20 protein-coding genes are annotated in these 22,004 nt (G+C 40.0%); 7 read left to right on the top strand and 13 right to left on the bottom strand.

The window, feature by feature from the left end; translation table 11 throughout:
* Positions 1-47: 47 nt before the first annotated feature.
* From BM386_RS03930 to BM386_RS03920, 3 genes are all read right to left on the bottom strand, one after another.
* Complete coding sequence (locus BM386_RS03930; RefSeq protein ID WP_091691730.1) at positions 48-1,541, bottom strand: xylulokinase; 1,494 nt, start codon at positions 1,539-1,541, stop codon at positions 48-50.
* Between the two features lie 11 nt (positions 1,542-1,552).
* The gene (locus BM386_RS03925) at positions 1,553-3,196 is read right to left on the bottom strand and encodes a sodium/sugar symporter (protein ID WP_091691729.1); all 1,644 of its coding nucleotides are present in this window, start codon (positions 3,194-3,196) and stop codon (positions 1,553-1,555) included.
* 122 nt (positions 3,197-3,318) lie between these two features.
* Positions 3,319-4,143: an aminotransferase class IV gene (locus BM386_RS03920; protein ID WP_244545452.1), complete on the bottom strand. Its 825-nt coding sequence runs from the start codon at positions 4,141-4,143 to the stop codon at positions 3,319-3,321.
* Between the two features lie 155 nt (positions 4,144-4,298).
* On the opposite strand from BM386_RS03920, the gene sdaAB reads away from it, so the two are divergent.
* Genes sdaAB through BM386_RS03905 form a run of 3 tightly spaced genes read left to right on the top strand, consistent with a single transcriptional unit; the run spans position 4,299 to position 7,638 of the window.
* A complete protein-coding gene (gene sdaAB, locus BM386_RS03915; RefSeq protein WP_091691728.1) occupies positions 4,299-4,976 on the top strand; it encodes an L-serine ammonia-lyase, iron-sulfur-dependent subunit beta in 678 nt (225 codons plus the stop codon).
* Positions 4,977-4,983: 7 nt separating this feature from the next.
* Complete coding sequence (locus BM386_RS03910; RefSeq protein WP_091691727.1) at positions 4,984-6,321, top strand: TolC family protein; 1,338 nt, start codon at positions 4,984-4,986, stop codon at positions 6,319-6,321.
* 3 nt (positions 6,322-6,324) lie between these two features.
* Positions 6,325-7,638 carry an efflux RND transporter periplasmic adaptor subunit gene (locus tag BM386_RS03905; RefSeq protein WP_091691726.1) on the top strand — a complete coding sequence of 438 codons (1,314 nt, stop codon included), beginning with the start codon at positions 6,325-6,327 and terminating at the stop codon, positions 7,636-7,638.
* An 80-nt stretch (positions 7,639-7,718) separates the two neighbouring features.
* On the opposite strand, the gene BM386_RS03900 is transcribed toward BM386_RS03905, so the two are convergent.
* From BM386_RS03900 to BM386_RS03890, 3 genes are read right to left on the bottom strand one after another with little or no spacing between them, the layout of a single operon-like run.
* Positions 7,719-8,306: a Maf family nucleotide pyrophosphatase gene (locus BM386_RS03900; protein WP_091691725.1), complete on the bottom strand. Its 588-nt coding sequence runs from the start codon at positions 8,304-8,306 to the stop codon at positions 7,719-7,721.
* Positions 8,287-9,585, bottom strand: coding sequence for a DUF1015 domain-containing protein (locus tag BM386_RS03895; protein WP_091691724.1), 1,299 nt, complete (start codon positions 9,583-9,585; stop codon positions 8,287-8,289). Before BM386_RS03895 ends, BM386_RS03900 begins: the two co-directional genes overlap by 20 nt.
* Before the next feature lies 1 nt (position 9,586).
* Complete coding sequence (locus BM386_RS03890) at positions 9,587-11,083, bottom strand: acetyl-CoA carboxylase biotin carboxylase subunit (protein ID WP_091691723.1); 1,497 nt, start codon at positions 11,081-11,083, stop codon at positions 9,587-9,589.
* A gap of 179 nt (positions 11,084-11,262) precedes the next feature.
* Between BM386_RS03890 and BM386_RS03885 the strand changes: the two genes are divergently transcribed.
* The gene (locus tag BM386_RS03885; protein WP_170857029.1) at positions 11,263-12,513 is read left to right on the top strand and encodes an aminotransferase class I/II-fold pyridoxal phosphate-dependent enzyme; all 1,251 of its coding nucleotides are present in this window, start codon (positions 11,263-11,265) and stop codon (positions 12,511-12,513) included.
* 102 nt (positions 12,514-12,615) lie between these two features.
* Positions 12,616-12,792: a histone H1 gene (locus BM386_RS03880; protein WP_057938062.1), complete on the top strand. Its 177-nt coding sequence runs from the start codon at positions 12,616-12,618 to the stop codon at positions 12,790-12,792.
* Positions 12,793-12,859: 67 nt separating this feature from the next.
* On the opposite strand, the gene BM386_RS03875 is transcribed toward BM386_RS03880, so the two are convergent.
* From BM386_RS03875 to BM386_RS03855, 5 genes are all read right to left on the bottom strand, one after another.
* A complete protein-coding gene (locus tag BM386_RS03875) occupies positions 12,860-14,701 on the bottom strand; it encodes a M1 family metallopeptidase (protein ID WP_091691721.1) in 1,842 nt (613 codons plus the stop codon).
* Positions 14,702-14,817: 116 nt separating this feature from the next.
* Complete coding sequence (rfbB, locus tag BM386_RS03870) at positions 14,818-15,870, bottom strand: dTDP-glucose 4,6-dehydratase (protein ID WP_091691720.1); 1,053 nt, start codon at positions 15,868-15,870, stop codon at positions 14,818-14,820.
* A 1-nt stretch (position 15,871) separates the two neighbouring features.
* Positions 15,872-16,924, bottom strand: coding sequence for an NAD-dependent epimerase (locus BM386_RS03865; RefSeq protein WP_091691719.1), 1,053 nt, complete (start codon positions 16,922-16,924; stop codon positions 15,872-15,874).
* A gap of 38 nt (positions 16,925-16,962) precedes the next feature.
* Positions 16,963-18,129 carry a glycosyltransferase family 4 protein gene (locus BM386_RS03860; RefSeq protein ID WP_091691718.1) on the bottom strand — a complete coding sequence of 389 codons (1,167 nt, stop codon included), beginning with the start codon at positions 18,127-18,129 and terminating at the stop codon, positions 16,963-16,965.
* An 87-nt stretch (positions 18,130-18,216) separates the two neighbouring features.
* Positions 18,217-19,161 (bottom strand): hypothetical protein, encoded by a 945-nt coding sequence (locus tag BM386_RS03855; protein ID WP_091691717.1) that lies wholly within the window; start codon positions 19,159-19,161, stop codon positions 18,217-18,219.
* 279 nt (positions 19,162-19,440) lie between these two features.
* Between BM386_RS03855 and BM386_RS03850 the strand changes: the two genes are divergently transcribed.
* On the top strand, positions 19,441-19,812 hold the full coding sequence (locus BM386_RS03850) for a BlaI/MecI/CopY family transcriptional regulator (protein WP_091691716.1): 372 nt from the start codon (positions 19,441-19,443) through the stop codon (positions 19,810-19,812).
* Positions 19,809-21,203: a M56 family metallopeptidase gene (locus BM386_RS03845; RefSeq protein ID WP_091691715.1), complete on the top strand. Its 1,395-nt coding sequence runs from the start codon at positions 19,809-19,811 to the stop codon at positions 21,201-21,203. The genes BM386_RS03850 and BM386_RS03845 overlap by 4 nt, the downstream gene beginning before the upstream one ends.
* Before the next feature lie 58 nt (positions 21,204-21,261).
* On the opposite strand, the gene BM386_RS03840 is transcribed toward BM386_RS03845, so the two are convergent.
* Positions 21,262-21,462: a helix-turn-helix transcriptional regulator gene (locus tag BM386_RS03840; protein WP_091691714.1), complete on the bottom strand. Its 201-nt coding sequence runs from the start codon at positions 21,460-21,462 to the stop codon at positions 21,262-21,264.
* Between the two features lie 75 nt (positions 21,463-21,537).
* A complete protein-coding gene (locus BM386_RS03835; RefSeq protein ID WP_091691713.1) occupies positions 21,538-21,954 on the bottom strand; it encodes a hypothetical protein in 417 nt (138 codons plus the stop codon).
* Between the last annotated feature and the right edge of the window lie 50 nt (positions 21,955-22,004).

Here is a 22,004-nt window from a genome sequence, read left to right as displayed (position 1 = left end):
TACTTTGGTTTATTAGGTATTTATAGGTTTGAAATTCAATTTGTTACTCATTTTTGGATTGACTCTAAATGGCCCTTCCAAGTGTTATACACCTCTTCGTATGGTTCGAAGAAATGCTCATTTGGTTCTATAGTTTCCAGCAATTCAAGTCCGGCAAATGCCTCAGCCTCATTTGCATAGACACCAGCGCCTATTCCTGCACCTCTGGCAGCTCCCTGAGCACCATCGGTGTCATAAAGCTCCAAAACTACCTTATTCATGTGAACAAAGGTTTTTCTGAATACAGGACTAAGGAACATATTTGCTTTTCCGGCTTTGACAGTTTTGAGATCAAGCCCCATTTCCTGCATAATTCGGAACCCAAAGGTAAGTGCTGAAACGATACCTTCCTGCGCAGCACGAATCATATGACGCTTGTCATGCTTTAAAAGATCCAAGCCCATCAGGTGTGCTCCTACATGCCTATTTTGCATGATTCGCTCAGCACCATTACCGAAAGGTATGAACGTAAGCCCATCAGAACCGATTGGGGCGGAACCTCCCAGGTTATTCATTTCGTCATACTCTATATGAGCAGCACCCATGACTTTTTTCAGCCAGCTATTCAAAATCCCGGTACCATTCACACAGAGTAATACTCCATAAGAAGGGTTTTCCTTGGAATGATTCACATGTACAAAGGTATTAACTCTAGACAAAGGATCATGAAGCGGCTTATCTGCTACTCCATACACAGTTCCAGAAGTTCCTGCAGTAGTCGCCAGTTCACCTGGTTTTAATACTTGAAGGGAAAAAGCATTATTTGGCTGATCACCAGCACGGTAAGAAATCGGAACTCCTTCTTCTAAACCGGTTATATCCGAAGCGGAAGCAGAAACTCTTCCCTGGATAGAATAAGAAGGGACTACTTCAGGAATCCAGGACTTGGAGATCTGGTAATTGTCAAGAACTTTATCGCTTAGGCCATTTTTCTGAAAATCCCAGAATATACCTTCAGATAAGCCCGTCTCAGAAGTACATATCTCGCCGCTTAACCTCATTGCGATAAAATCGCCAGGAAGCATCATTTTATGGATTTTGGCTGCAATTGCTGGTTCATTTTCTATAACCCATCGAAGCTTCGATGCCGTGAAATTCCCTGGAGAATTCAGAAGGTTTTTCTGACAGTATTCTTCACCTAGCTCTTTGTAGGCTTTTTCGCCGATTCCTACAGCTCTGCTATCACACCAGATGATCGAAGGTCTGAGGACATTTTGATCCTTATCCACCAATACAAGTCCGTGCATCTGGTAGGCAATACCAATACCTTTTAATTCACCCTTTTTTACGGCTGTTTTGTTTAGCAAATAGCGAATGGAATGCTGTACGTACTTCCACCAGGTATCCGGGTCTTGTTCAGCCCAGCCTTTCTCGGGAGATTCAATGATCATCTCCTCCTCAGGAAATGCTTTGGATAAAATCGACTTGCCCGTATCTGCGTCAAGTAGTGAGGTCTTGACAGAGGAGCTCCCAATGTCAATTCCTAATAATAATCTTCTCATTTTAATAGGTTTTACCAGAATACGATATACAAAGCTGCAGTAATTCCTGCAATCAAAACAGCACCAATTTTGAATTTGGTACTTGTCTTAAACAGTTCTTTGTTAATCTCAATACTGTTTGGATGATCTTTTCCTTTTCCTTCTACCAAACTTATGATAATCATAAGTGCCGCTAACACCAAGAAAACTACGCCCATTCTATCCAAGAATGGCAAAGCTGGAAAAATAACTTTCAATACTACCGATAGAGGAATACTTAAAGCAGCACCTGTCAAGGCAGCATTTGAAGTGGTTTTCTTCCAGAATACACCAAAGAAGAAAATGGCAAATACCCCAGGGCTAATGAATCCTGTGTATTCCTGAATAAATTGGAATGCCTGATCCAATGCTCCTAAAGCTGGAGCTACAATGGAGGCTACCCCAAAAGCTACTAGTGCTGTGATACGGCCTACTTTTACCTGGCTTGCTTCAGAAGCATCTTTCTTGATGTATTTATTGTAAATATCCATCGTGAAAATCGTAGAAGTACTGTTGGCCATTGAAGCTAACGATGACACGATAGCTGCTGTCAAAGCTGCGAAAGCAAGACCTTTCAATCCAACGGGTAGTAATTGAAGTAAGGTAGGATACGCTCTATCAGATTTCACCAATCCTGTAACCGGATCTTTCATGGACTCGATAAAACCTACATCGATTCCGTCTTTCACTATCACCCAAGCTGCGATTCCCGGAATCACCACGATCAATGGCATAAGCAACTTTAGGAAACCTGCGAAAATCATTCCTTTCTGGGCTTCATCCAGACTCTTAGCCGCCAGTGCTCGTTGCGTGATGTATTGGTTGAATCCCCAATAACTCAAGTTGGTGATCCACATACCACCTACCAACACTGAAATTCCCGGAAGGTCTAAGTAAGCATCACGCTCTCCTCCAGCACCATCAGGGATCATCATTTCTCCCTTACTCAATATCATAGAAAAATGACCAGGAACTTTTTGGCGAAGCAAACTCAGGCCTTCCCAGGCATCACCGCTTCCTACCATTTGTAGTGCGATGTAAGTAGTCGCAAGACCACCGGCAATCAGGAATACAACTTGGATAACATCTGTCCACGCGACCGCTTTAAGACCACCATAGATAGAATAGATCATAGCGAAAAGCGCCAATCCAAAAATTCCATAGCCCAGAGGCACATCTAGAATTGTATTCAAGCTTAATGCACCTAAATACAAGACTGAAGTAAGGTTGACAAAAACATACAGAAGCAGCCAAAAGATGGCCATGGTAGTCCTTACCCGCGTATCATAACGATCGAGCAAAAAACCCGGCATGGTATAAATCCCCTTTTTGATATAGACAGGCAAGAAGAAAATCGCAACTACCAGAAGGGTAACTGCCGCCATCCATTCATAAGTGGAAATAGCCAAACCCAAGGCAAAACCCGAGCCTGACATACCAATAAACTGTTCAGCTGAAATGTTAGAGGCTATTAAGGAAGCTCCCACTGCCCACCAAGGGAGGGCTTTTGATGCAAGGAAATAATCCGAAGAGTTTTTAACGTGGCCCTTCTTCTCACGTGATACAAAAATACCCATCCCGACGATGAGCAAACAATAGCCGATAAAGACGGCTAAATCTAAAGGTTCTAAGAGCATGTAATATTAGGTTAGGTTTGGGAAGTTAGGTTTTTTGGGTAAAAGACTAATCTTAGTAGAATAGGCCGATAAAGATAATATTTTCAAAATAATGGCAATCATAAAAAGTCTTTAAATCACAATCATTCGAATATATCGTTTAGGAATATCAGGGGTACTGTTGAATATTCTTTCTGGTTGATGCATTGTAAATAACTGATTCCTGTGCAGTTACTGACAAAAACCTGATCTGCATGAGCTAATTCTGAAGGCGCAAATTCCCCCAGAAAGTAAGGGATTTTTTTTTCATCCAAATGAGCTAAAATCACTTGGCGGCTGATACCATTGATACAACTACAACTTAAAGCTGGAGTATAGACTATTCCAGCTTTCACCCAGAAAATATTGGAAGCAGAAGCCTCGGAAATAAATCCTCTGGAATCAAGGAGTAGTATTTCATCTAAACCTCTTGCCTTTCTTTCTTGATTGGCGAGAATATATGGCAATGCATTCAAGGTCTTATAAGCAGACCATGAGGTGGGAAATAATTGAATTTTCTGCGTAAAAGCTGCTTTCTTTTTGATTTGTGAGGCAGGATTGAATTCAGAAAGTTGAAGCGTCTGAATCACTTCATTAGTCTCAGGAGTATATTTACCTTGACCTGATCGGTAAACATTCCATCTTACGCGCATTCTTTGGTTTGGAAAATTACTGGCCAGAAAATGAAGTATCCCATCAGGATGAATGTCTTCTTCCTGTAGGTTTAATAACTGCATCCCTCCTTTTAGTCTATTTAAATGCTTATCAAAAAACCGGATTTCTGCTAGATCCCAAACCATAGTTTCAAACAATCCATCTCCAAAGTTCATTGCCCGATTAGGAATATCTATAGTATCTTTCAAACTCCAGGTTGGACTTGAAGGTGATTTTTGAAAGACTGTTTCGTTTTCGATCATAAAACTGTTCATTATCGGTCAGATGGCGTTTTTGTTTAGGTTATGGTATGTTAAACTATGTCAACATAAGTCCACTTAAAGTACATTCTATACAATAAAAATTAATTTTTGTGTGAAATACTTCCAAGCATTTTACCTTAGCACCAAAATTGGAATAATACATCCAGATGGCAAATAAAAGTAGCGTTTTTGATATGATTGGACCAATAATGATCGGCCCATCCTCTTCACATACTGCGGGAGTAGTACGAATTGCCAGAGCTGCCATACGAGTTTTGGGGGGAATGCCGGATGATGCCATCATTACATTTTATAATTCCTTTGCCAGAACTTATGAAGGACACGGCAGTGACAGGGCTATCATAGGTGGCTTGATGGATTTCAAAACCGATGATGCGAACATCAAAACCTCTCTGGAAATAGCTGAAGAAAAAGGTTTAACTTATAAATTCAAATCAATTGGGAATTCCTCTATCCATCATCCTAATACGATCAAACTGAACCTGAAAAAAGGAGACAAATCAGTAGAAGTTGTTGGCGAAAGCTTAGGTGGTGGATTGATCAACATAGCGGAGGTGGATGGTTTTGTAGCAAATTTCTCAGCCGCAGATCACACGCTAATCATTAAAGCAGAAGATATCGCCGGAGCAATTGCTTTTATATCTTCCGTGATCGCACAGTCAAAGGCAAACATAGCTACCATGTCTGTCTCAAGAAAAGGAAAGAATGACCTAGCTTGCCATGTAATAGAAATGGACTCTGGTTTGAACAAAATAACTTTGGAATATTTGAAATCATTATCCTGGATTACTGAACTAATTTATATACCTGACATTGACCTTTAATTACACTATGAGAAAAATCCTACTGGGCATGGCCCTGGTATCAGGGATTTGTTTTTCCACTTTTGCTCAAGATCCCGTCGTTCCAAGCTATCCTATAGATTTGCAAACGGCAGTTACAGTAGCCTTGGAAAACAATTTGACCTTGAAAAGAAGCGAGCTAAACCAACAATCCAACGAAGCGACTCTCCTACAAAATCAAGGAGCAAGATATCCTAGCCTCACAGCCGGTGGATCTACTAATTTCAATTGGGGTAGATCGATTAACCCAGCTACCAACTTGTTTGAAACCCAACGAATCGGTAACATCAACTTGAATGCCTCTTCCAATGCGACTGTTTTTAATGCGGGAAGAATCAACAATACCGTCAAGCAAACTAAAACAATACTGGAGCAGGGCTATTACAACATAGAGGCGACTAAAAACACCATTACTTTGAATGTCATCAACTTCTATGTGAATGTGGTTTTCAATCAGGAGCAGGTGAAAATAGCTGAGAATCAACTTAAGACTACACAAGATCAGTTGGAGCGAACTACCAAGCTGGTGAATGCAGGGTCACTACCCTATTCCGACCAATTGGATCTACAGTCTCAACTTGCCACCAACAATGTGGATTTGATCAATGCCAAAGCGACTTTGAATGGCTCATTGCTCAATCTAGCCCAAGCCCTTCAGGTACCTTACACAGCGGATTTTGAAATCGAAAAGCCAGAACTCAGTGTTGACGACACCTTTATGGTATCAGAATCATCTGCTTCTATTTTTCAAACTGCATTAGCGACTATGCCTGAAATAAAAGCAGCTGCGCTTGGCGTAGAAAGTGCAGCGTATGGGGTTAACATTGCAAAAGCAGGATACTACCCTTCCATTACACTGTTTGGAAACTTAGGTACTAACTATGTGGATCTTTACGATGCGAAGTTTAGCGAGCAAGTTGATGTGAATTTCTCTCAGGCAGCTGGACTACAATTAAGCATTCCGATCTTTTCTAGAATGAACAATAAGGCCAACGTACAGCGGGCAAATGTTCAAAAAAGACTGGCCGAGGTCACTGAGCTAGAAGCTAAAAACCAACTACGCCAGGACATAGAAACTGCCTATACCAATGCCCTTGCCTCTGAGCAATCTTACCAGGCATCATTGACGAGAATTGAAAGTTTAGAAGAGTCTTTCCGTATAGCACAGCAGCGATTTGACTTGGGAGCTATCAATTCAGTGGATTTTCAGGTTGCCCAAAACAACTTGTTTTCTGCTCAATCCCAACTCGTTTACGACAAGTACACATATATTTTCAGAGTAAAAGTTCTTGATTTTTACCTGGGTAATCCTATTAATTTAAATTAAACCATGGCCAATAAGAAATCAAATAAGCTATTGTATTACCTTCTAGGAGGGATCGTAGTTCTAATAATTTTTGCAGTGATCGCCCGAAATGCCGGATGGGTAGGTGGAGAAAAAGAAACACAAGTGGAAGTAGCTACTGTGAAGAAAGTCCCTATCGTCGAAAAGGTGAGCGCCTCAGGTGAAATTCAACCGGAAGTAGAAGTCAATTTGAGTCCTGATGTAGCAGGTGAGATTATCTCCCTCAATGTAAAAGAAGGTGACTCTGTAGCATCTGGAATGCTCTTGGTCAAAATAAGACCGGATAATTTTATCTCCGCATTGGATAGAACGAAGGCTAATTTCAGCCAGCAGGAAGCGAATCTTTCTCAATCACGCGCTGCACTTCAACGATCTGAAGCTCAGTTTAAGCAGGCGGAATTAAATTTCAACAGACAAAAAACGCTTTATGAGACAAAGGCTATTTCCGATGCGGATTTTGAGCAAGCTCAGGCAGATTATACCACGGCACAAAAGGACTTGGAAGCTGCAAAGCAAAATGTGCGTGCAGCTGAGTTTGTTGTGAAAAGCTCACAGGCATCAGTGGATGAAGCAGCAGAGAATCTTCGATTGACCAATGTTTACTCTCCTGTAAACGGGATAGTTTCCAATCTACTGGTAGAGCAAGGAGAGCGAGTAGTGGGTACCGCACAGATGGCAGGTACCGAAATGCTTACCATCGCCGATCTATCCAAAATGGAAGTTCGTGTAGATGTGAACGAAAATGATATCGTAAGATTGAGCTTAGGCGATACTACTATTATTGATGTGGATTCTTACGCCTATACTGGGAAAACCTTCAAAGGTATCGTAACAAGTATCGCCAACACGGCAAATACTAAAGCATCCGCAGATGCTGTCACTGAGTTCAAAGTGAAAATCAGAATTCTGAACGATTCCTATCAGGAATTAGTAGATGAAGGAAAGAAATATCCTTTCAGACCTGGAATGACAGCTTCTGTAGAGATAATCACCAATTCAAAAAGTGACGCACTATCAGTTCCATTAGCAGCTGTAACGACTAGAGAAAATAAATTGGATACGTTAGGAGCAGGAACTACCAGACTTAAAGAGTTGGTATTTGTAAATGAAGGTGGCGTTGCCAAATTGAAAGAAATCAAAACCGGGATTTCTGACTTTCAGAATATAGAAGTTTTGGAAGGACTTGCTGAAGGTGATCAAATTATATCAGGTCCATATTTTATTGTGAGCAAAGACCTGAAAGAAGGTGAAAAAGTAGCACCTGTGGAAGGAAAAATCACTGCAATTAAGGTAGATTAATATTTGATCGTATTAAACTACAAGCAAAAAGCCCTGTGAATTTAACATTCGCAGGGCTTTTTGCTTTACTACTGATCACCTTACCATTTTTTCAATTGGGCATAAACCAAATGAAGCGGAAAGCCCATCACATTATAGTATGAGCCTTCGATTCTCTCCACTCCCATAAATCCTATCCACTCTTGTATCCCGTATGCACCGGCTTTGTCCATGGGGCTATATGTGTGAATGTAATGCCAGATTTCCTCCTCTTCTAGAAATCTAAACGTCACTAGAGTCTCATCTTCCAGGGTGATCTGCCTTGAACTATCCCGGAAAGTAACCGCGGTCATGACCGTATGGGTGGACCCCGAAAGGCTCTTCAGCATATCAAAAGCTTCTTCTTCAGTATTAGGCTTGCCTAGGACATGTCCATTCTCAATGACCACCGTATCTGAAGTAATTAGAATCTCGTTTGCAGCTAATTGTCCTTCGAAAGACTCTGACTTCAATTTTGAAAGATAAGCAGCAACATAGGCTGACTGCAGATCCTTTGGAATAGTCTCATCCACCGAGTTGACCCGTACTTCAAATTCAACTTCTAACCCTTTCAGCAATTCCTGACGCCTCGGGGAATTGGAGGCGAGTATTATTTTTTTGTCCTTCAGATTACTCAATAAAGGTCCCATAGTCGAATTCAAATTCATCTTGTTTTATACTGGCGAAAAGCAAACCGCCCAATGCTTTTGGATAGAAATAGGTGGATTTCTGTGGCATTACTTCACCACTTCTGCACACTTCTAACACTTGCTCCAACTCTAATTCTCTGGTAATGATGGCAAAACTTGCTTCGCTGGATCGAACTTGCTGTATGCATTTTGAGAAATTCCGCTCATAGACAATCTGATCGGAGTTTCTTTGATCCTTTGGCTGAATTCCTAATATCCTTGCAAAGACTACTTCATGAAGAACAGAAAGATCCAATTGTCTAATGCTTTCAGGTAAATCCAAATTGATTTGGTCGATCTTTCCAGCCTTCAGCTGAAGCGTATAGCTCTCCTCTCCCATTACAAGCCCAAAGGTATGAGGTTTATGAAAAGCATACCCACCTAATTCTTCTGGATCAGCAAATTTTTTCACATCAAACCACTTTTTGATCTCTACCAGAAATTCAGCTTGAGATAGTTCTAAACCATAAAATAGTCGGTGTGTTGGTAGAATTTTCAAATGATTTCCACTGGTATTTGTGAGATACATCAGGTGATAATCAAAGCCTTTCCATTTCTTATCAGGAAGCTCTCCTTGCATAGATTTCCTGTATTCTATGGCGCCTTCAATCCTATGATGTCCATCTGCCAAAATCACCTGTTTGTTTTTCAGAACTTTCAGAAAGATTTTGATAATCTCAGGATCTTGGATGACTGCCATAGCCTCCCGCACGCCTTGATAATCTTCCAACTCATACAAGGGATTGGAAATAGCAGCATCCATATAGTTCTCCAGTTGCTCTTCAGGATCTTCGTACAGGCCATGAGTTGGGCTGGCTTGGATTTGGGTTTTCTTCAACAAATCAATCCTGTCATTTACTGCCGAGACTATGGTGTTCTCATGTCTCAAAATGACTCCTTCACTCCAGTCATATGCTTTTATCTGAGCAATAAAGCCTTTTCTACAGCGCTCATTGGGTTCGCCAGGAAGCCGGAAATATTGGTAATACACATAGATTCCTGGTTTCTTATCCTGTTGAATTATTCCATCAGCTTTCCACTTCCTAAGTGTTTCTAAAGCATTTAGAGCAGGATCGTCTCCTTGAGGAACAGATAGATGGATGCTATTTAATGGGTTTTCGTAGAGTAATTGCCTTTGTTTGGGAGAGACTACATCAAAAAGTGGTGCCGTCAATTCTTCCATTTTCGGAGTTAAATACTCGGCATATCGCCAAGCTTTCAAGGGTAATATTTCTGCCATATTACTGCAGTCGGTTTTTCCAAGCAGAAGAATTTTGGGAAGTCACCTCCGTTTTCAGATTTCCAGCTGAATTATTTTTGGAGAAAAATTCAACTGCCAAAACAGATAACAACTCCATCTCACTTTCTGAAAAATCCTCATCGAGCACATCTGGAGTAAAGTAATTCTCCACAAATTTGGTGTCAAAGTTTCCACTTACAAAAGCTTCATGAGTGATGGCAAACTTGCAAAAATCAAGTGTAGTCTGAATACCAACAATCTTGTAATCCTCAATTGCCCGTACCATTTTTCCTATTGCAGCATCCCTATTTTCTGCATGGGTAATCAGCTTGGCGATCATGGGATCATAGTAAATCGGAATGTTCATTCCCTCTTCGAATCCATCGTCAACACGAATTCCAGCGCCTTGAGGTCGTTGATAAGTTTCTAGTTTTCCAATGTCAGGCAGGAAGTTATTTCTTGGATCTTCCGCGTAAACACGTACCTCCAATGCATGTCCATGAATCTTAAGGTCTTCCTGGGCAAATGAAAGTGGTTTTCCTTCTGCAATTAAGATTTGCTCACGCACCAAATCCTTTCCGGTAATCATTTCTGTCACCGGATGCTCAACTTGTAACCGCGTATTCATTTCCAGAAAGTAGAAATCCAATTTCTCATCCACGATAAACTCCACCGTACCTGCTCCATAGTAATCACAAGCCTTTGCTACTCCCACAGCAGCTTCCCCCATGGCTTTTCTCATATCTGGAGACACCACTGCAGAGGGAGCTTCTTCTATCACTTTCTGATGCCTACGCTGGATAGAGCATTCCCGCTCAAACAGATACACGATTTCACCCTGCTGGTCTCCGAGTACTTGGATTTCTATATGTCTTGGCGAGGTGATGTATTTCTCAATAAAGACCGCACTATCTCCAAACGAAGATTGGGCCTCACTCACTGCACGCTGCATTTGCTCTTCAAATTCTCCTTCATTCTCCACAATTCGCATTCCTTTGCCCCCACCACCTGCACTTGCTTTGATCAAAATCGGATAACCTATTTCTGCTGCCCGAGCTTTAGCTATAGGAATGTCCGATATGGCTTCTTCAGTACCCGGCACCAAAGGAATATTGTATTTGGCTACAGCCTGCTTTGCTGCAAGCTTAGATCCCATCACCTCTATTGCCTCTGGAGATGGTCCTATGAATATCAATCCAGCAGCTTTTACTTTTTTGGCGAACTCAGCATTTTCTGATAAAAATCCATAGCCTGGATGAATTGCATCTACGCCTAACTCTTTACAAACTTCAATTATTTTATCCCCCAGCAAATAGGACTGGGAAGATGCTGGCGGTCCCAAGCAGACTGCTTCGTCTGCAAATAGCACATGGGGAGAAAGTCTATCTGCCTCACTGTAAACAGCTACTGTGGCAATTCCCATTTCTCTGGCAGTACGCATGATTCGCAAGCTGATCTCCCCTCTGTTTGCTACAAGAATTTTTTTGATTTTTGACATTATCTCTGGTATTAAAAGCTAGAATTTTGGGTTTTGGCTAAATAAAGAAAATTATCTGAGCTTTGTTAAGAATCATTTGTTTCGCCACTGTTTTTTGCTTGGGAGGCTTTAAAGTTTTATTTTTGGCGGATTTTAATGAACAGATCATTAAATCCCTTATCACTTAAATTCGATACACTTTGGATCTATTTGCAAAATTAAAAATGAACATGGGCCCTTTGGGCAAACACTCCGAGTTTGCAGACGGCTATTTCTCCTTCCCAAAATTAGAAGGGGAAATTGCTCCAAGAATGAAATTTCAAGGGAAGGATGTTCTTACCTGGAGTTTGAATAATTACCTAGGCCTAGCAAATCATCCTGAAGTACGTAAAGCTGATGCTGATGCCGCTGCTGAATTTGGTGCCGCCTATCCTATGGGAGCACGTATGATGTCCGGCCAAACCAGCCTTCACGAACAATTAGAGGATGAATTGGCAGCTTTTGTCAATAAAAAGAAAGCCTATTTATTGAATTACGGTTACCAAGGAATCATGTCTGTTATTGATTCCCTTCTGGACAGAAAAGATGTGGTAGTTTATGATTCAGAATGTCATGCCTGTATCATCGATGCGTTGAGAATGCACCTGGGTAAGCGCTACGTGTTCCCTCATAATGACATCGAAAACTGCGAGAAGCAGCTAGAGAGAGCTACCAAACTTGCCAACGAAACCGGTGGTGGAATTCTTGTGATTACCGAAGGTGTATTTGGTATGACAGGTGATCAGGGCAAGCTAAAAGAAATCGTTGAGTTGAAGAAAAAGTTTGACTTCAGATTGCTTATAGACGATGCGCATGGCTTTGGTACCTTGGGTAAAACCGGTGCTGGAACAGACGAGGAGCAAGGTGTACAAGATCAGGTAGATCTTTACTTCTCTACTTTTGCTAAGTCTATGGCTAGCATTGGTGCCTTCATTGCGGGTGATCCTGAAGTAATTTTGTTCTTGAGATATAACATGCGTTCTCAGATTTTCGCAAAGTCTCTTCCAATGCTTTTGGTTAAAGGGGCTTTGAAACGTCTTGAGTTATTGAAAACTCAGCCGGAACTGAAAGATAATCTTTGGAGGATCGTCGAAGCACTCAGAAAAGGACTGCATGACAATGGTTTCAGCACAGGAAAATCAAACTCTCCAGTGACTCCAGTGGTACTTAACGGTACTGTAGGCGAGGCTGCTGCCTTGACCAAAGACCTAAGAGAAAATTATGGTATCTTCTGTTCTGTAGTGATTTACCCTGTGGTACCTAAAGGAATGATTATCTTAAGATTAATCCCTACAGCCGTACACACACTAAAAGATGTAGAGGAAACTATAACTGCCTTCGCAGCAATAAAAGAAAAGTTAACCAGCGGTGTTTATAAGAATTCAGAGCTGGCAATTTCCTTTGGTGAGTAAAAAATATTCAAAAAAAATGCCCTCTGGATTGATTTAGCAAGTATTTGGGCTATATTGAATGGTAAATAAACTTATCATCAACTCTAAAACAACACTTTTACTATGAGCAAATTTAGTGAAGTAAGCGAACTGGTTAATTCTCTTAAAGACGATTTTGAAAAGTTCTACGAAAAAGGTAATCAGGCAGCTGGTACTCGCGTTAGAAAAGGAATGCAAGACTTGAAAAACATGGCGCAAGACATCCGAAAAGAAGTTCAAGACATGAAGAACGCAGGTTAATCCAAACAATAAAAAAAGGTGACTAAACAGTCACCTTTTTTTATGCAAAATGAATGTAATGTGGCCCTTAATACTCCACTTTATTATTTTTCTGATCGATATCTGCTAATCGCTTGCTAGGGTCAATCTCGATTGATTTGATCGCATCCATATTTTTATTGATAGTGATCGTTTTTGTAAGGTTGGTCCAAGGCCAGTCCTGAGAAATCACTCGATTTGGGGCACCAGCTTCAGGAGTTTTTTCACCTCTCATGATTTCCAGGGGTAAATATACCATCTCGGAGGTTCCATCTTTATAAGTGATCACCAAGTCTATAGGCATTGGCATAAGTCCAATACGCTCTAAAGTAATCTCAGTAGCATCACCGTCAGCACTGACGTTCTTGATTGCATAATCGATTGTCTTAGTGGTATAAACGAAGTACTCCTTGTACCAATCCAATTCCAAACCACTCTCTTTTTCCATAATACGGATATAGTCATTTACATTCGGATGCTTAAAGCTCCAAGTATTCCAGTAGCTATGTATTCCTCTATCTCTAGCTTCTTCACCAATGATGTATCCCATTTGCGCCATAAATACAGCTCCTTTGGAATATGCTGCAGAGCTATAAGCTCCATTTGTATTGTAATGATCAGAATGTGTGCTCATTGGCTCCTCTTTGCCAGAACTTGCAAGTCTATAATAACCTGCATAAGATCCTCTTAAAGGTGATTCAGAAGGACGGAAAATAGCAGAGCTAGTAAGAGCAGCTGCATAGCTTGTAAAGCCTTCATCCATCCAAGGATACAGCGCTTCATTGGTAGCGATCACGCCTTGATACCAACTGTGTCCTAATTCGTGGATCATCACACCAACAAGTCCATTCAGATTACGACCACCTGTCACCAGAGTTGCCATTGGGTATTCCATACCACCGTCACCACCTTGGATCACAGAGTATTGTTTGTAAGGATACTGGCCGAAATGCTCAGACATAAATTCGATTGCCTTTGGAGTATAATCCATCAACTTCACCCAATTCTCCGTAGTTTCATCCGAAGGAATATATAAATGGTGAACCGTGATACCATTGTCCATTAAGAATTTATCGTGACGATACTTTGGATCTGCAGCCCACATGAAATCGTGCACTTTTGGGGCTTTGAAATGCCAAGTCAGCTTTTCGCCTTTCGCTTCAGGAACTTTCACTCCTTCATCCTCATAGCCATGACCGATCTCGTTTGGATTTTGTAAGTAACCTGTACCACCGAGAACATAAGTTTTATCAATGCTGATTTTCACATCAAAATCTCCCCAAATACCATAGAATTCACGGCCTATGTAAGGGTTTGCATGCCATCCTTGCTCATCGTATTCAGACATTTTTGGATACCACTGTGACATGGAATATCTCACACCTTCTTCGCTATCTCTACCTGATCTTCTTATCTGAATTGGCACTTGGCCATTAAAGCTCATTTCAAATTTCGCATCAGTGTTTGGCAAAATTGGCTCAGCAAGTTCTACTTCCAGAATGGTCCCTACTTCACTGTATTTTACTGGCTTGCCATTCATAGTCAAGCTACTTACTCTCAAGTAACCAATTTCATCTGGCTTCAACTTACTGATTCGGTCTCCTACTCTACGATCAGGATCTGCGATACTTCTTGACCTCTCATCCATCATGCTTCCTGGCTGGAAAGCATTGTAGTATAAGTGATAAAAAACCCGGGTCAAGGTATCAGGGGAATTATTAGTATAGATCAATACTTGGGTTCCGGTGTATTGATTGGTTTCGACGTTCATATCAACGTCCATCTGGTAGTTTGCAGCTTGCTGGAATCTCCCTGTTTGGGCAAAGACACCGCTGCTAAGTACCATTAAAAGAAAAAGCCCAAAAAAAGGCTTGGTCAGGTTTAAATACATAATTAAGATTTTTCCACAAAGAAAATCAAATTGCTATGCCAGCCCAAACCACCCGTAAAAAAACAATGGCGCTGAGTAAATCCTCAGCGCCATAGCTTTGAAGTCTGTAAGTCTTTCTACGCTTCGTAATGCTTGTCGTAATATTCTTGATAGGCTCCTGAGGTCACATGATCAAGCCATTCCTGATTATTCAAATACCAATCAATGGTAATTTCAATTCCTTCCTCAAATTGTAAACTTGGCTCCCATCCTAGCTCTTTCTGGATCTTGGTAGCATCGATCGCATAGCGCAAATCATGTCCTGCACGGTCCTTTACATAGGTGATCAGCTTTTCAGAAGTACCAACTTCTCTACCAAGTTTCTCATCCATTTTAGCACAAAGCAAATTAACGATATCGATATTCTTCCACTCATTGAATCCACCGATGTTGTAGGTTTCTCCGTCTTTTCCTTGGTGAAAAACTGTATCAATTGCTCTTGCATGATCTTTTACAAACAACCAATCACGAACATTCTCACCTTTTCCATAAACCGGCAGAGGCCTGTTATTCTTGATGTTGTGAATACAAAGAGGAATCAACTTCTCTGGAAAATGATTTGGTCCGTAATTGTTTGAACAATTAGATACCACTGTTTTCATTTTGTAAGTATTAGCATATGCTCGTACAAAATGATCTGAAGCGGCTTTGGAAGCCGAGTATGGTGATTGAGGATCATAAGATGTAGTTTCTAAAAAGAAACCACCATCGTGTAGTGAGCCATAAACCTCATCTGTAGAAACATGATAAAAGAGATGGTCAGCAAGATTCTCTTTCCAAAATTCCTTTGCTGCATTTAGTAAATTCACCGTGCCAAAGACATTTGTTTTCACAAAGGCTAAAGGATCAGTAATCGACCTATCAACGTGAGATTCTGCAGCTAAATGGATTACATCGGTAATGTTATGCTTCTCAAAAATAGCTTTAAGAATTTCTTCATCTTGAATGTCAGCTTTCTCAAAAACATAATTTGATGCTCCTTCTACGGCTTTCAAATTCTCCAGATTTCCGGCATAGGTCAGTGCATCTAAATTGACAATCTTATATTCTGGATACTTTACTACGAAAAGCTGCACCACATGGCTACCGATAAATCCGGCTCCGCCAGTAATTAAAATTGATTTGCTCATCTTATTTTTTATAATAATCTAAATACCAATCTGTAAAGGATTTTACTCCTTGATCAATTGGAGTATTTGGTTTATATCCTGTATCACGAACCAAATCAGATACTTCCGCATGAGAGGCAGGCACATCTCCAGGCTGCAGAGGAAGAAGATTCATTTTCGCCTCTTTACCTAACCCCTTTTCTACTGCATGAATATAATCCATCAATAAGACTGGAGCTGAATTTCCAATATTATACACCTTGTAGGGCGAAGTGGAACTGCCTGGATCAGGGTTTTGCCCATCAAAATCAGCATTTGGAATTGCCGGTCTATCTGCTACTTTGATCACTCCCATTACAATATCATCTATATAGGTGAAGTCTCGCTTCATATTACCATAGTTGAACACCTGAATCGGCTCACCTTTCAAGATGGCTTCGGTAAACAGAAAGAGTGCCATATCAGGTCTTCCCCATGGACCGTAAACCGTAAAGAATCTTAAACCAGTTGTCGGAATATTAAAGAGATGGCTATACGTATGAGCCATAAGCTCGTTGGACTTCTTGGAGGCCGCATATAAAGAGATCGGATGATCTACCGAATCTGAAGTAGAAAATGGCATTTTCTCATTCGATCCATACACTGAACTAGAAGAAGCATAAACCAGATGCCTAACCGGATGGAAACGGCAACACTCCAGAACGTTCAGGAAGGCCACGATATTGCTTTCTATATAAACTTCCGGATTGGTCAATGAATAGCGAACGCCTGCCTGAGCTGCCAAATGAATGACTACATCGAATTTTTCCTGCGCAAAAAGCTCGAGAAGAGGCTCTTTAACTGATAAATCCAATTGAATAAATCTGTAGGTCGGAATACTTCCAGATTGGACCACTTCACCTTTTTTTACTAACTCACGCTGAATCCCCATATGCGCTAAGCGGGCATATTTCAGATTAATGTCGTAATAATCGTTTATAATATCTAAACCAACTACCTCGTCTCCCCGCTCCAAAAGTTGCTTGGCAACGTGAAATCCAATAAAACCGGCCGTTCCGGTAACCAGGTACTTCATAAAAGAATTTAATTAGGTGATGAAGGCTTAAATATACGTCATTTGGACGGACTGACCGTCCCGAGCAAGGCTTGATATGTTTCAAAAATTTCCTGATGGATTTGTGGTCTATTATAATTTAAAACTACTTCATCATATAGATTCATAGCCATTTGAGCCATGTTGTCCCGCTTTACAAAGGCAAATTCCATCGCTTCTTTCAAAACAGATACATCCTTCACAGGAAATATTAATCCGGTTTTTTGTTGGGTAATGATATCTTTATTTCCAATGATATCCGAGCAAATAACTGGCAACTGCATCGCCCCTGCTTCCAAAAGCACATTTGGAAAACCTTCTCTATGAGATGGGTGAACGAGTACATCAGCCAAAGCAAGATAATGCGCAACATGATCTGACCAATCAATCTGAACAATCCTAGGATGATCGGTAATGATCTTGATAGTCTCTGGACTAAGTGGATTTAAATCTTGTTCAAAACTACCAAGCAAAACAAGCTTTGACTTATTGACGATCTTTGAACTCAAGAAAGCATCCACTAATTCTTGTATTCCTTTGTCCTTGACAAGTCTGCCAACAGACAAAATAATAAAATCATCTTCACCAGGTAGAATACGCATGGTAGCAGCTACAAGGTGGTTTTCTTTCAAAACACCACGATTAAACTTGCTCAAATCTACGCCATTGGAAGATCCTTTACCGATTACATGGAGCTTTTCCTCCGGACAAAGGTTGTTTTCTATCACAAAGTTTTTGAGACCATTAGAATTAGGCCAGACCTGAGTAGCATAGGAGTAGGTAATCTTCTCCATTTTCTCCAGCAGACTTTTCTTCCCGCCTTCAGCGGACATGTAAGGAATACCCGCTAAGGTGTGGATTCTAACCTGCACTCCAGCCAATTTAGCTGCAATCATCCCCAAAAGTCCAGCCTTAGGAGTATGCGTATGCACAATATCTGGCTGCTCTCTTTTTATAAGTTGATAAAGCTGCCAGAGGCATTTTAAGTCTTGGAAGGGGGTGATTTTTCTGGTAAATGGGATTACCTCATGTCTCACACCTTCTGCTTTAGTCACCTGAGAAATTTCTCTTCCATCAGCACTTACCATTACTACATCCCAGCCTTGCTCCTTCATGAACTTCATTTGCCCGGCAAGCAATAATTTAAGCGAAAGCGGAACTGTGGTGATTCGGATAAGTTTAGGCATCAAAAAGGATTTCTATTTAAAAGGACGAAGGTAAGACTTTTGCGTCTTTTAACCCTGAAAAAATGCAAATGGTGTTCCAAAGGAAGTTTAAAGTATTTCAATTGTGCGGATTTCCACTTTCATTTTCTGATTAGAGCCTGTGTTCCTTATTTCTTTTGAATAAATAGGCCATCCCCATCCATGAATCACAGATATATTTTCCACAGTATTTGAAAGCTCTCCGACTTCTGCCATTAATCTCCCAATTTCTTCCTCAGTAGCATTGGGCATCATAGTTTTCAATACCAACTCAGTTTCAGATACTAATTGCTCAGAATTAGCTTCTGAAAAGGAAATAATCCTGTAATCATTATCTTCTGGAAAAATCTCTTCCAATAAAACATAAACCTGAGTTTCTAGCCTATCTTTCCCCAGTATATTTGCTGATTGTATTACTCCCGACAACTCTTCGCCTAGCTTATACTCAGCACCGTGAAAATTCAAAAATTGCAAAACATCTTTGATGCTTTGGGTTTCAATTGAATTCTTATTCCGATAGTTTTTGAAAGTCTGATCCACCATCTCATTGATCTGAGGAATGTTGCCAAACGTTGTTTTCAGTATGTCAGCAGCTTTTTTATAAAACTCACTTATTTCTTCAACGTTGGTCACTTCCTGAAAAGCACCCAACTCATCTGTCCTGAATTTCACCAGGGAACCCTCCGTGATTGACAGCATTTTATATATAAAGTATTGGTAGGTGGAATCTCTTTCCCCCAAATCAAAACTGAAATCTCTGTAGGTCCACGAAACCTCATAATTTGCGGCAGTACTATCTAATATCTCCATATCAACCAGATAACTTATCTTATTCCAGTTACTGGTATCTTGACTGATCACATCAAAGGTTTCCAGGGAAATTTGATAGGTGTTTACCTCTTTGTAGTCCCAATAGGCAATCGTCCGTACCGTTGAATCTTCCATATTAATCTGTGCAAATCCAAATTGTGACAAAAGCATAAGGCTGGACATCACAAGAATTTTTCTTTTCATATATATTCAAATCAGCCTGCAAGAAAGCTATTTTTTCGAATCAAACTATTCTTTATTTATTCAAAAGTCAGGTGTAACATATTTTGTTAAAATTATACCTCAAATGATTATGTAGATATAGTATTGATAGGGAAAATCCCAGTGGGAAAATTTGCTTTGAAATTAATATCAACTGAAAAGAAATGATTTGAATTGTTAAAAAAAATCAAAATGTAGAATTGGATTTGCATAAAATAAAAACAATTCTACATTTGTAGAAATAGATTGACAACTGTAGAAATGAAATTATCAAAATCTGAAGAAAAGCTTATGGAATTGATTTGGTCCAACCAAACCATTTTCATGAAAGACATTCTCGAAAGTCATCCAGACCCAAAACCTGCAGCGAGTACAGTAGCCACGCTTCTGAAGCGGATGCAGGAGAAAGGATATGTAGCATATAATGTCTATGGCAACTCAAGACAGTACTACCCACTAGTGGAAAAGCCAGATTATTTTATCGGCAAATTCAAAACAATCATTAAAGACTTCTTCTCTGATTCGCCATTGAAGTTTGCCTCATTTTTCACTAAGCAAGCTGATCTATCTACTAAGGAACTAGAGGAAATCAAAGAGTTGGTTGAAAGGGAAATTAAACGACGAAAAGAATGATAGTCTACCTACTGAAATTCATTTTATGCTCTGCGGCTCTTTTCACCCTGTTTAAACTATTCCTGTCCAGGGAAAAAAGCTTTCAGTTTAATCGTATAGCACTATTGCTGATTATTCCGCTTGCTGCTATCGCCCCACTTTTATCTGTACCGATAGAGATTCAGTATCCTATTGAACCGGTAGAAACTTCATTTTTTCAGGAGCAAATGCTTGGACCAATCTCATCAAGTCAAATCTCTGAACCTTTTACTCCTACGAAAGAAACCACTAACATCAATTGGATATTTCTAACCTATCTGCTCATAGCATTATTACTTCTTGTATTTAAATCACATTCAATTGTTACTCTTATGAGATGGAAAAATCAAGGAGAGAAACTAACCATAGATGGCGCAACTATCATCATTTCAGAGAAGGCCAAAACTCCATTTAGTTTCTTGAACACGATTTTTATTAAGAAAATAGATTACGAAAAAGGAAATGAATTGGGAGTTATAGTCAGTCATGAAATGGCTCATATTTCTCAAAGACACTATCTGGACTTATTTATTCTGGAATTTTTAAATATCATCTTCTGGTTCAATCCAATCTGCTATTTGATCAAATATCAGGCACAAGTCAATCATGAGTATTTAGCAGATCAAATAATCCTGGAAAGGAATTATGACGTGAATCAATACAAGAAGACACTGTTTAAATTCTCGACATCAAACTTAATCCCACTGACCAGTCCAATAGTTTCTTCGACACTTAAACTACGCATAACCATGCTAAACAAAAGCCAAAACAAACACAGCAAAAACTGGAGCATACTAGCTTCCTGTATATTAGGAATTCTGACTTGGGGAGCATTTACGCTAGACCTGCAAGCACAAGAAGTGAAAGCCATTCCTGTCAAAACTCTAAACCAAGTAACCCAGTCCTCAGATCAACTATCAAAGGCCGCTCAGGAATTGGACAAGCTCATTGAAGATGCTACTGTTATAAAAACTAATTCAAAAGGTGAAGAAGTACGCCAATTCTGGAATAGAGAAGGTCTTCAACTTCAGATTTATAATCTGTACCAGCAGTTACCGGATGATGAAAAAACTGGCGACAGAAAGAGGCATGGTGAAATGGCTATCCTTTTAACCAAGACACCTGATAAGAAGACAGTAACCTCGGACCAACTTCAACTATGGGTGGATGACACTCAATATGGAGTTTGGATAGATGGAAAACGAATTGAAAACTCCGTTTTACTCAGAATGAAAGCAGAAGATTTTGCAAGTTTTCACAACAGTAGATTAATGAAAAATGCTATAAACTATGGTGATCATTATTTTCAGATTAACCTAATGACCCATGACTATTTTGATAAAACATATCCCTTGTTGAAAATCGACAAGTAGAGAGTCTATTTGCTCCTATGATTAGCAGTGAAAAGATTGTAATTCAAATTTTTTACTGCTAATCCCCTTCTTCCAACTGAAAAATCTCTTCAAGACTTACCGAAAAGACCTTAGAAATCTTAAGTGCTAACACTGTAGAGGGCACATACTTCCCAGCCTCAATGCTGTTGATTGTTTGTCTGGATACGCTGACTTTTTCCGCCAAATCCTGCTGTGTCAAATTATGCCGAGCGCGCTCTACTTTTATTGTATTTCTCATAGCTGGGAAATTGGGAAAGTACCTTTCGCATCTTTTAGAACAATAGCTGAATACTTTTGAAATTGTAAATTCATGTTAATCTTTAGTAGCCATGTATTTCTGATATTGGAACGCCGCATAGACATACGCATTCAATAGAAAAAGCACGAGATAAGCAGTGAAAATCTCTGAAGTAATTCGATCAAATCTCAGGTAGTTGATAAGCATCAAGGCTCCCAAACCCCAGATCAGCCAATAAGAGCCTGTTTGAAAAGCTTGAAGTCTAAATGATTTAATCATTTCATCTTCTTCTTTTTCTCTGGAAAGGTTTAACAATCCAAATCCTATGGCCCAGCATCCATAAATCACCTGAGAAGATTCATCTGGACTTATGTCCATTTGTGTGAGAGCCATACCGATCACCAAGACGACCGGTAACGGAAAGAATAAATATGCAACTTTCTTCCATCCTGGAGAAAGTAAAGGCACATGTAAAATTGATTTCTCTTTCATCTGTTTATTATTTGATTTTTAATGATCAGACCTGCCCCCCAGGCAAGTAG

Source organism: Algoriphagus locisalis (assembly GCF_900116615.1).
In the GTDB taxonomy this organism is placed as follows: domain Bacteria; phylum Bacteroidota; class Bacteroidia; order Cytophagales; family Cyclobacteriaceae; genus Algoriphagus; species Algoriphagus locisalis.
Note: the sequence above shows the minus strand (reverse complement) of the source record. Positions and strands in the feature narration are given on the sequence as shown.

What these genes read in the sequence shown, in the direction of transcription:
- BM386_RS03930 (WP_091691730.1), bottom strand. Translation starts at nt 1,541, where the DNA reads ATGAGAAGATTATTATTAGGAATTGACATTGGGAGCTCCTCTGTCAAG.
- BM386_RS03925 (WP_091691729.1), bottom strand. Translation starts at nt 3,196, where the DNA reads ATGCTCTTAGAACCTTTAGATTTAGCCGTCTTTATCGGCTATTGTTTG.
- BM386_RS03920 (WP_244545452.1), bottom strand. Translation starts at nt 4,143, where the DNA reads ATGAACAGTTTTATGATCGAAAACGAAACAGTCTTTCAAAAATCACCT.
- sdaAB (WP_091691728.1), top strand. Translation starts at nt 4,299, where the DNA reads ATGGCAAATAAAAGTAGCGTTTTTGATATGATTGGACCAATAATGATC.
- BM386_RS03910 (WP_091691727.1), top strand. Translation starts at nt 4,984, where the DNA reads ATGAGAAAAATCCTACTGGGCATGGCCCTGGTATCAGGGATTTGTTTT.
- BM386_RS03905 (WP_091691726.1), top strand. Translation starts at nt 6,325, where the DNA reads ATGGCCAATAAGAAATCAAATAAGCTATTGTATTACCTTCTAGGAGGG.
- BM386_RS03900 (WP_091691725.1), bottom strand. Translation starts at nt 8,306, where the DNA reads ATGGGACCTTTATTGAGTAATCTGAAGGACAAAAAAATAATACTCGCC.
- BM386_RS03895 (WP_091691724.1), bottom strand. Translation starts at nt 9,585, where the DNA reads ATGGCAGAAATATTACCCTTGAAAGCTTGGCGATATGCCGAGTATTTA.
- BM386_RS03890 (WP_091691723.1), bottom strand. Translation starts at nt 11,083, where the DNA reads ATGTCAAAAATCAAAAAAATTCTTGTAGCAAACAGAGGGGAGATCAGC.
- BM386_RS03880 (WP_057938062.1), top strand. Translation starts at nt 12,616, where the DNA reads ATGAGCAAATTTAGTGAAGTAAGCGAACTGGTTAATTCTCTTAAAGAC.
- BM386_RS03875 (WP_091691721.1), bottom strand. Translation starts at nt 14,701, where the DNA reads ATGTATTTAAACCTGACCAAGCCTTTTTTTGGGCTTTTTCTTTTAATG.
- rfbB (WP_091691720.1), bottom strand. Translation starts at nt 15,870, where the DNA reads ATGAGCAAATCAATTTTAATTACTGGCGGAGCCGGATTTATCGGTAGC.
- BM386_RS03865 (WP_091691719.1), bottom strand. Translation starts at nt 16,924, where the DNA reads ATGAAGTACCTGGTTACCGGAACGGCCGGTTTTATTGGATTTCACGTT.
- BM386_RS03860 (WP_091691718.1), bottom strand. Translation starts at nt 18,129, where the DNA reads ATGCCTAAACTTATCCGAATCACCACAGTTCCGCTTTCGCTTAAATTA.
- BM386_RS03855 (WP_091691717.1), bottom strand. Translation starts at nt 19,161, where the DNA reads ATGAAAAGAAAAATTCTTGTGATGTCCAGCCTTATGCTTTTGTCACAA.
- BM386_RS03850 (WP_091691716.1), top strand. Translation starts at nt 19,441, where the DNA reads ATGAAATTATCAAAATCTGAAGAAAAGCTTATGGAATTGATTTGGTCC.
- BM386_RS03845 (WP_091691715.1), top strand. Translation starts at nt 19,809, where the DNA reads ATGATAGTCTACCTACTGAAATTCATTTTATGCTCTGCGGCTCTTTTC.
- BM386_RS03840 (WP_091691714.1), bottom strand. Translation starts at nt 21,462, where the DNA reads ATGAGAAATACAATAAAAGTAGAGCGCGCTCGGCATAATTTGACACAG.
- BM386_RS03835 (WP_091691713.1), bottom strand. Translation starts at nt 21,954, where the DNA reads ATGAAAGAGAAATCAATTTTACATGTGCCTTTACTTTCTCCAGGATGG.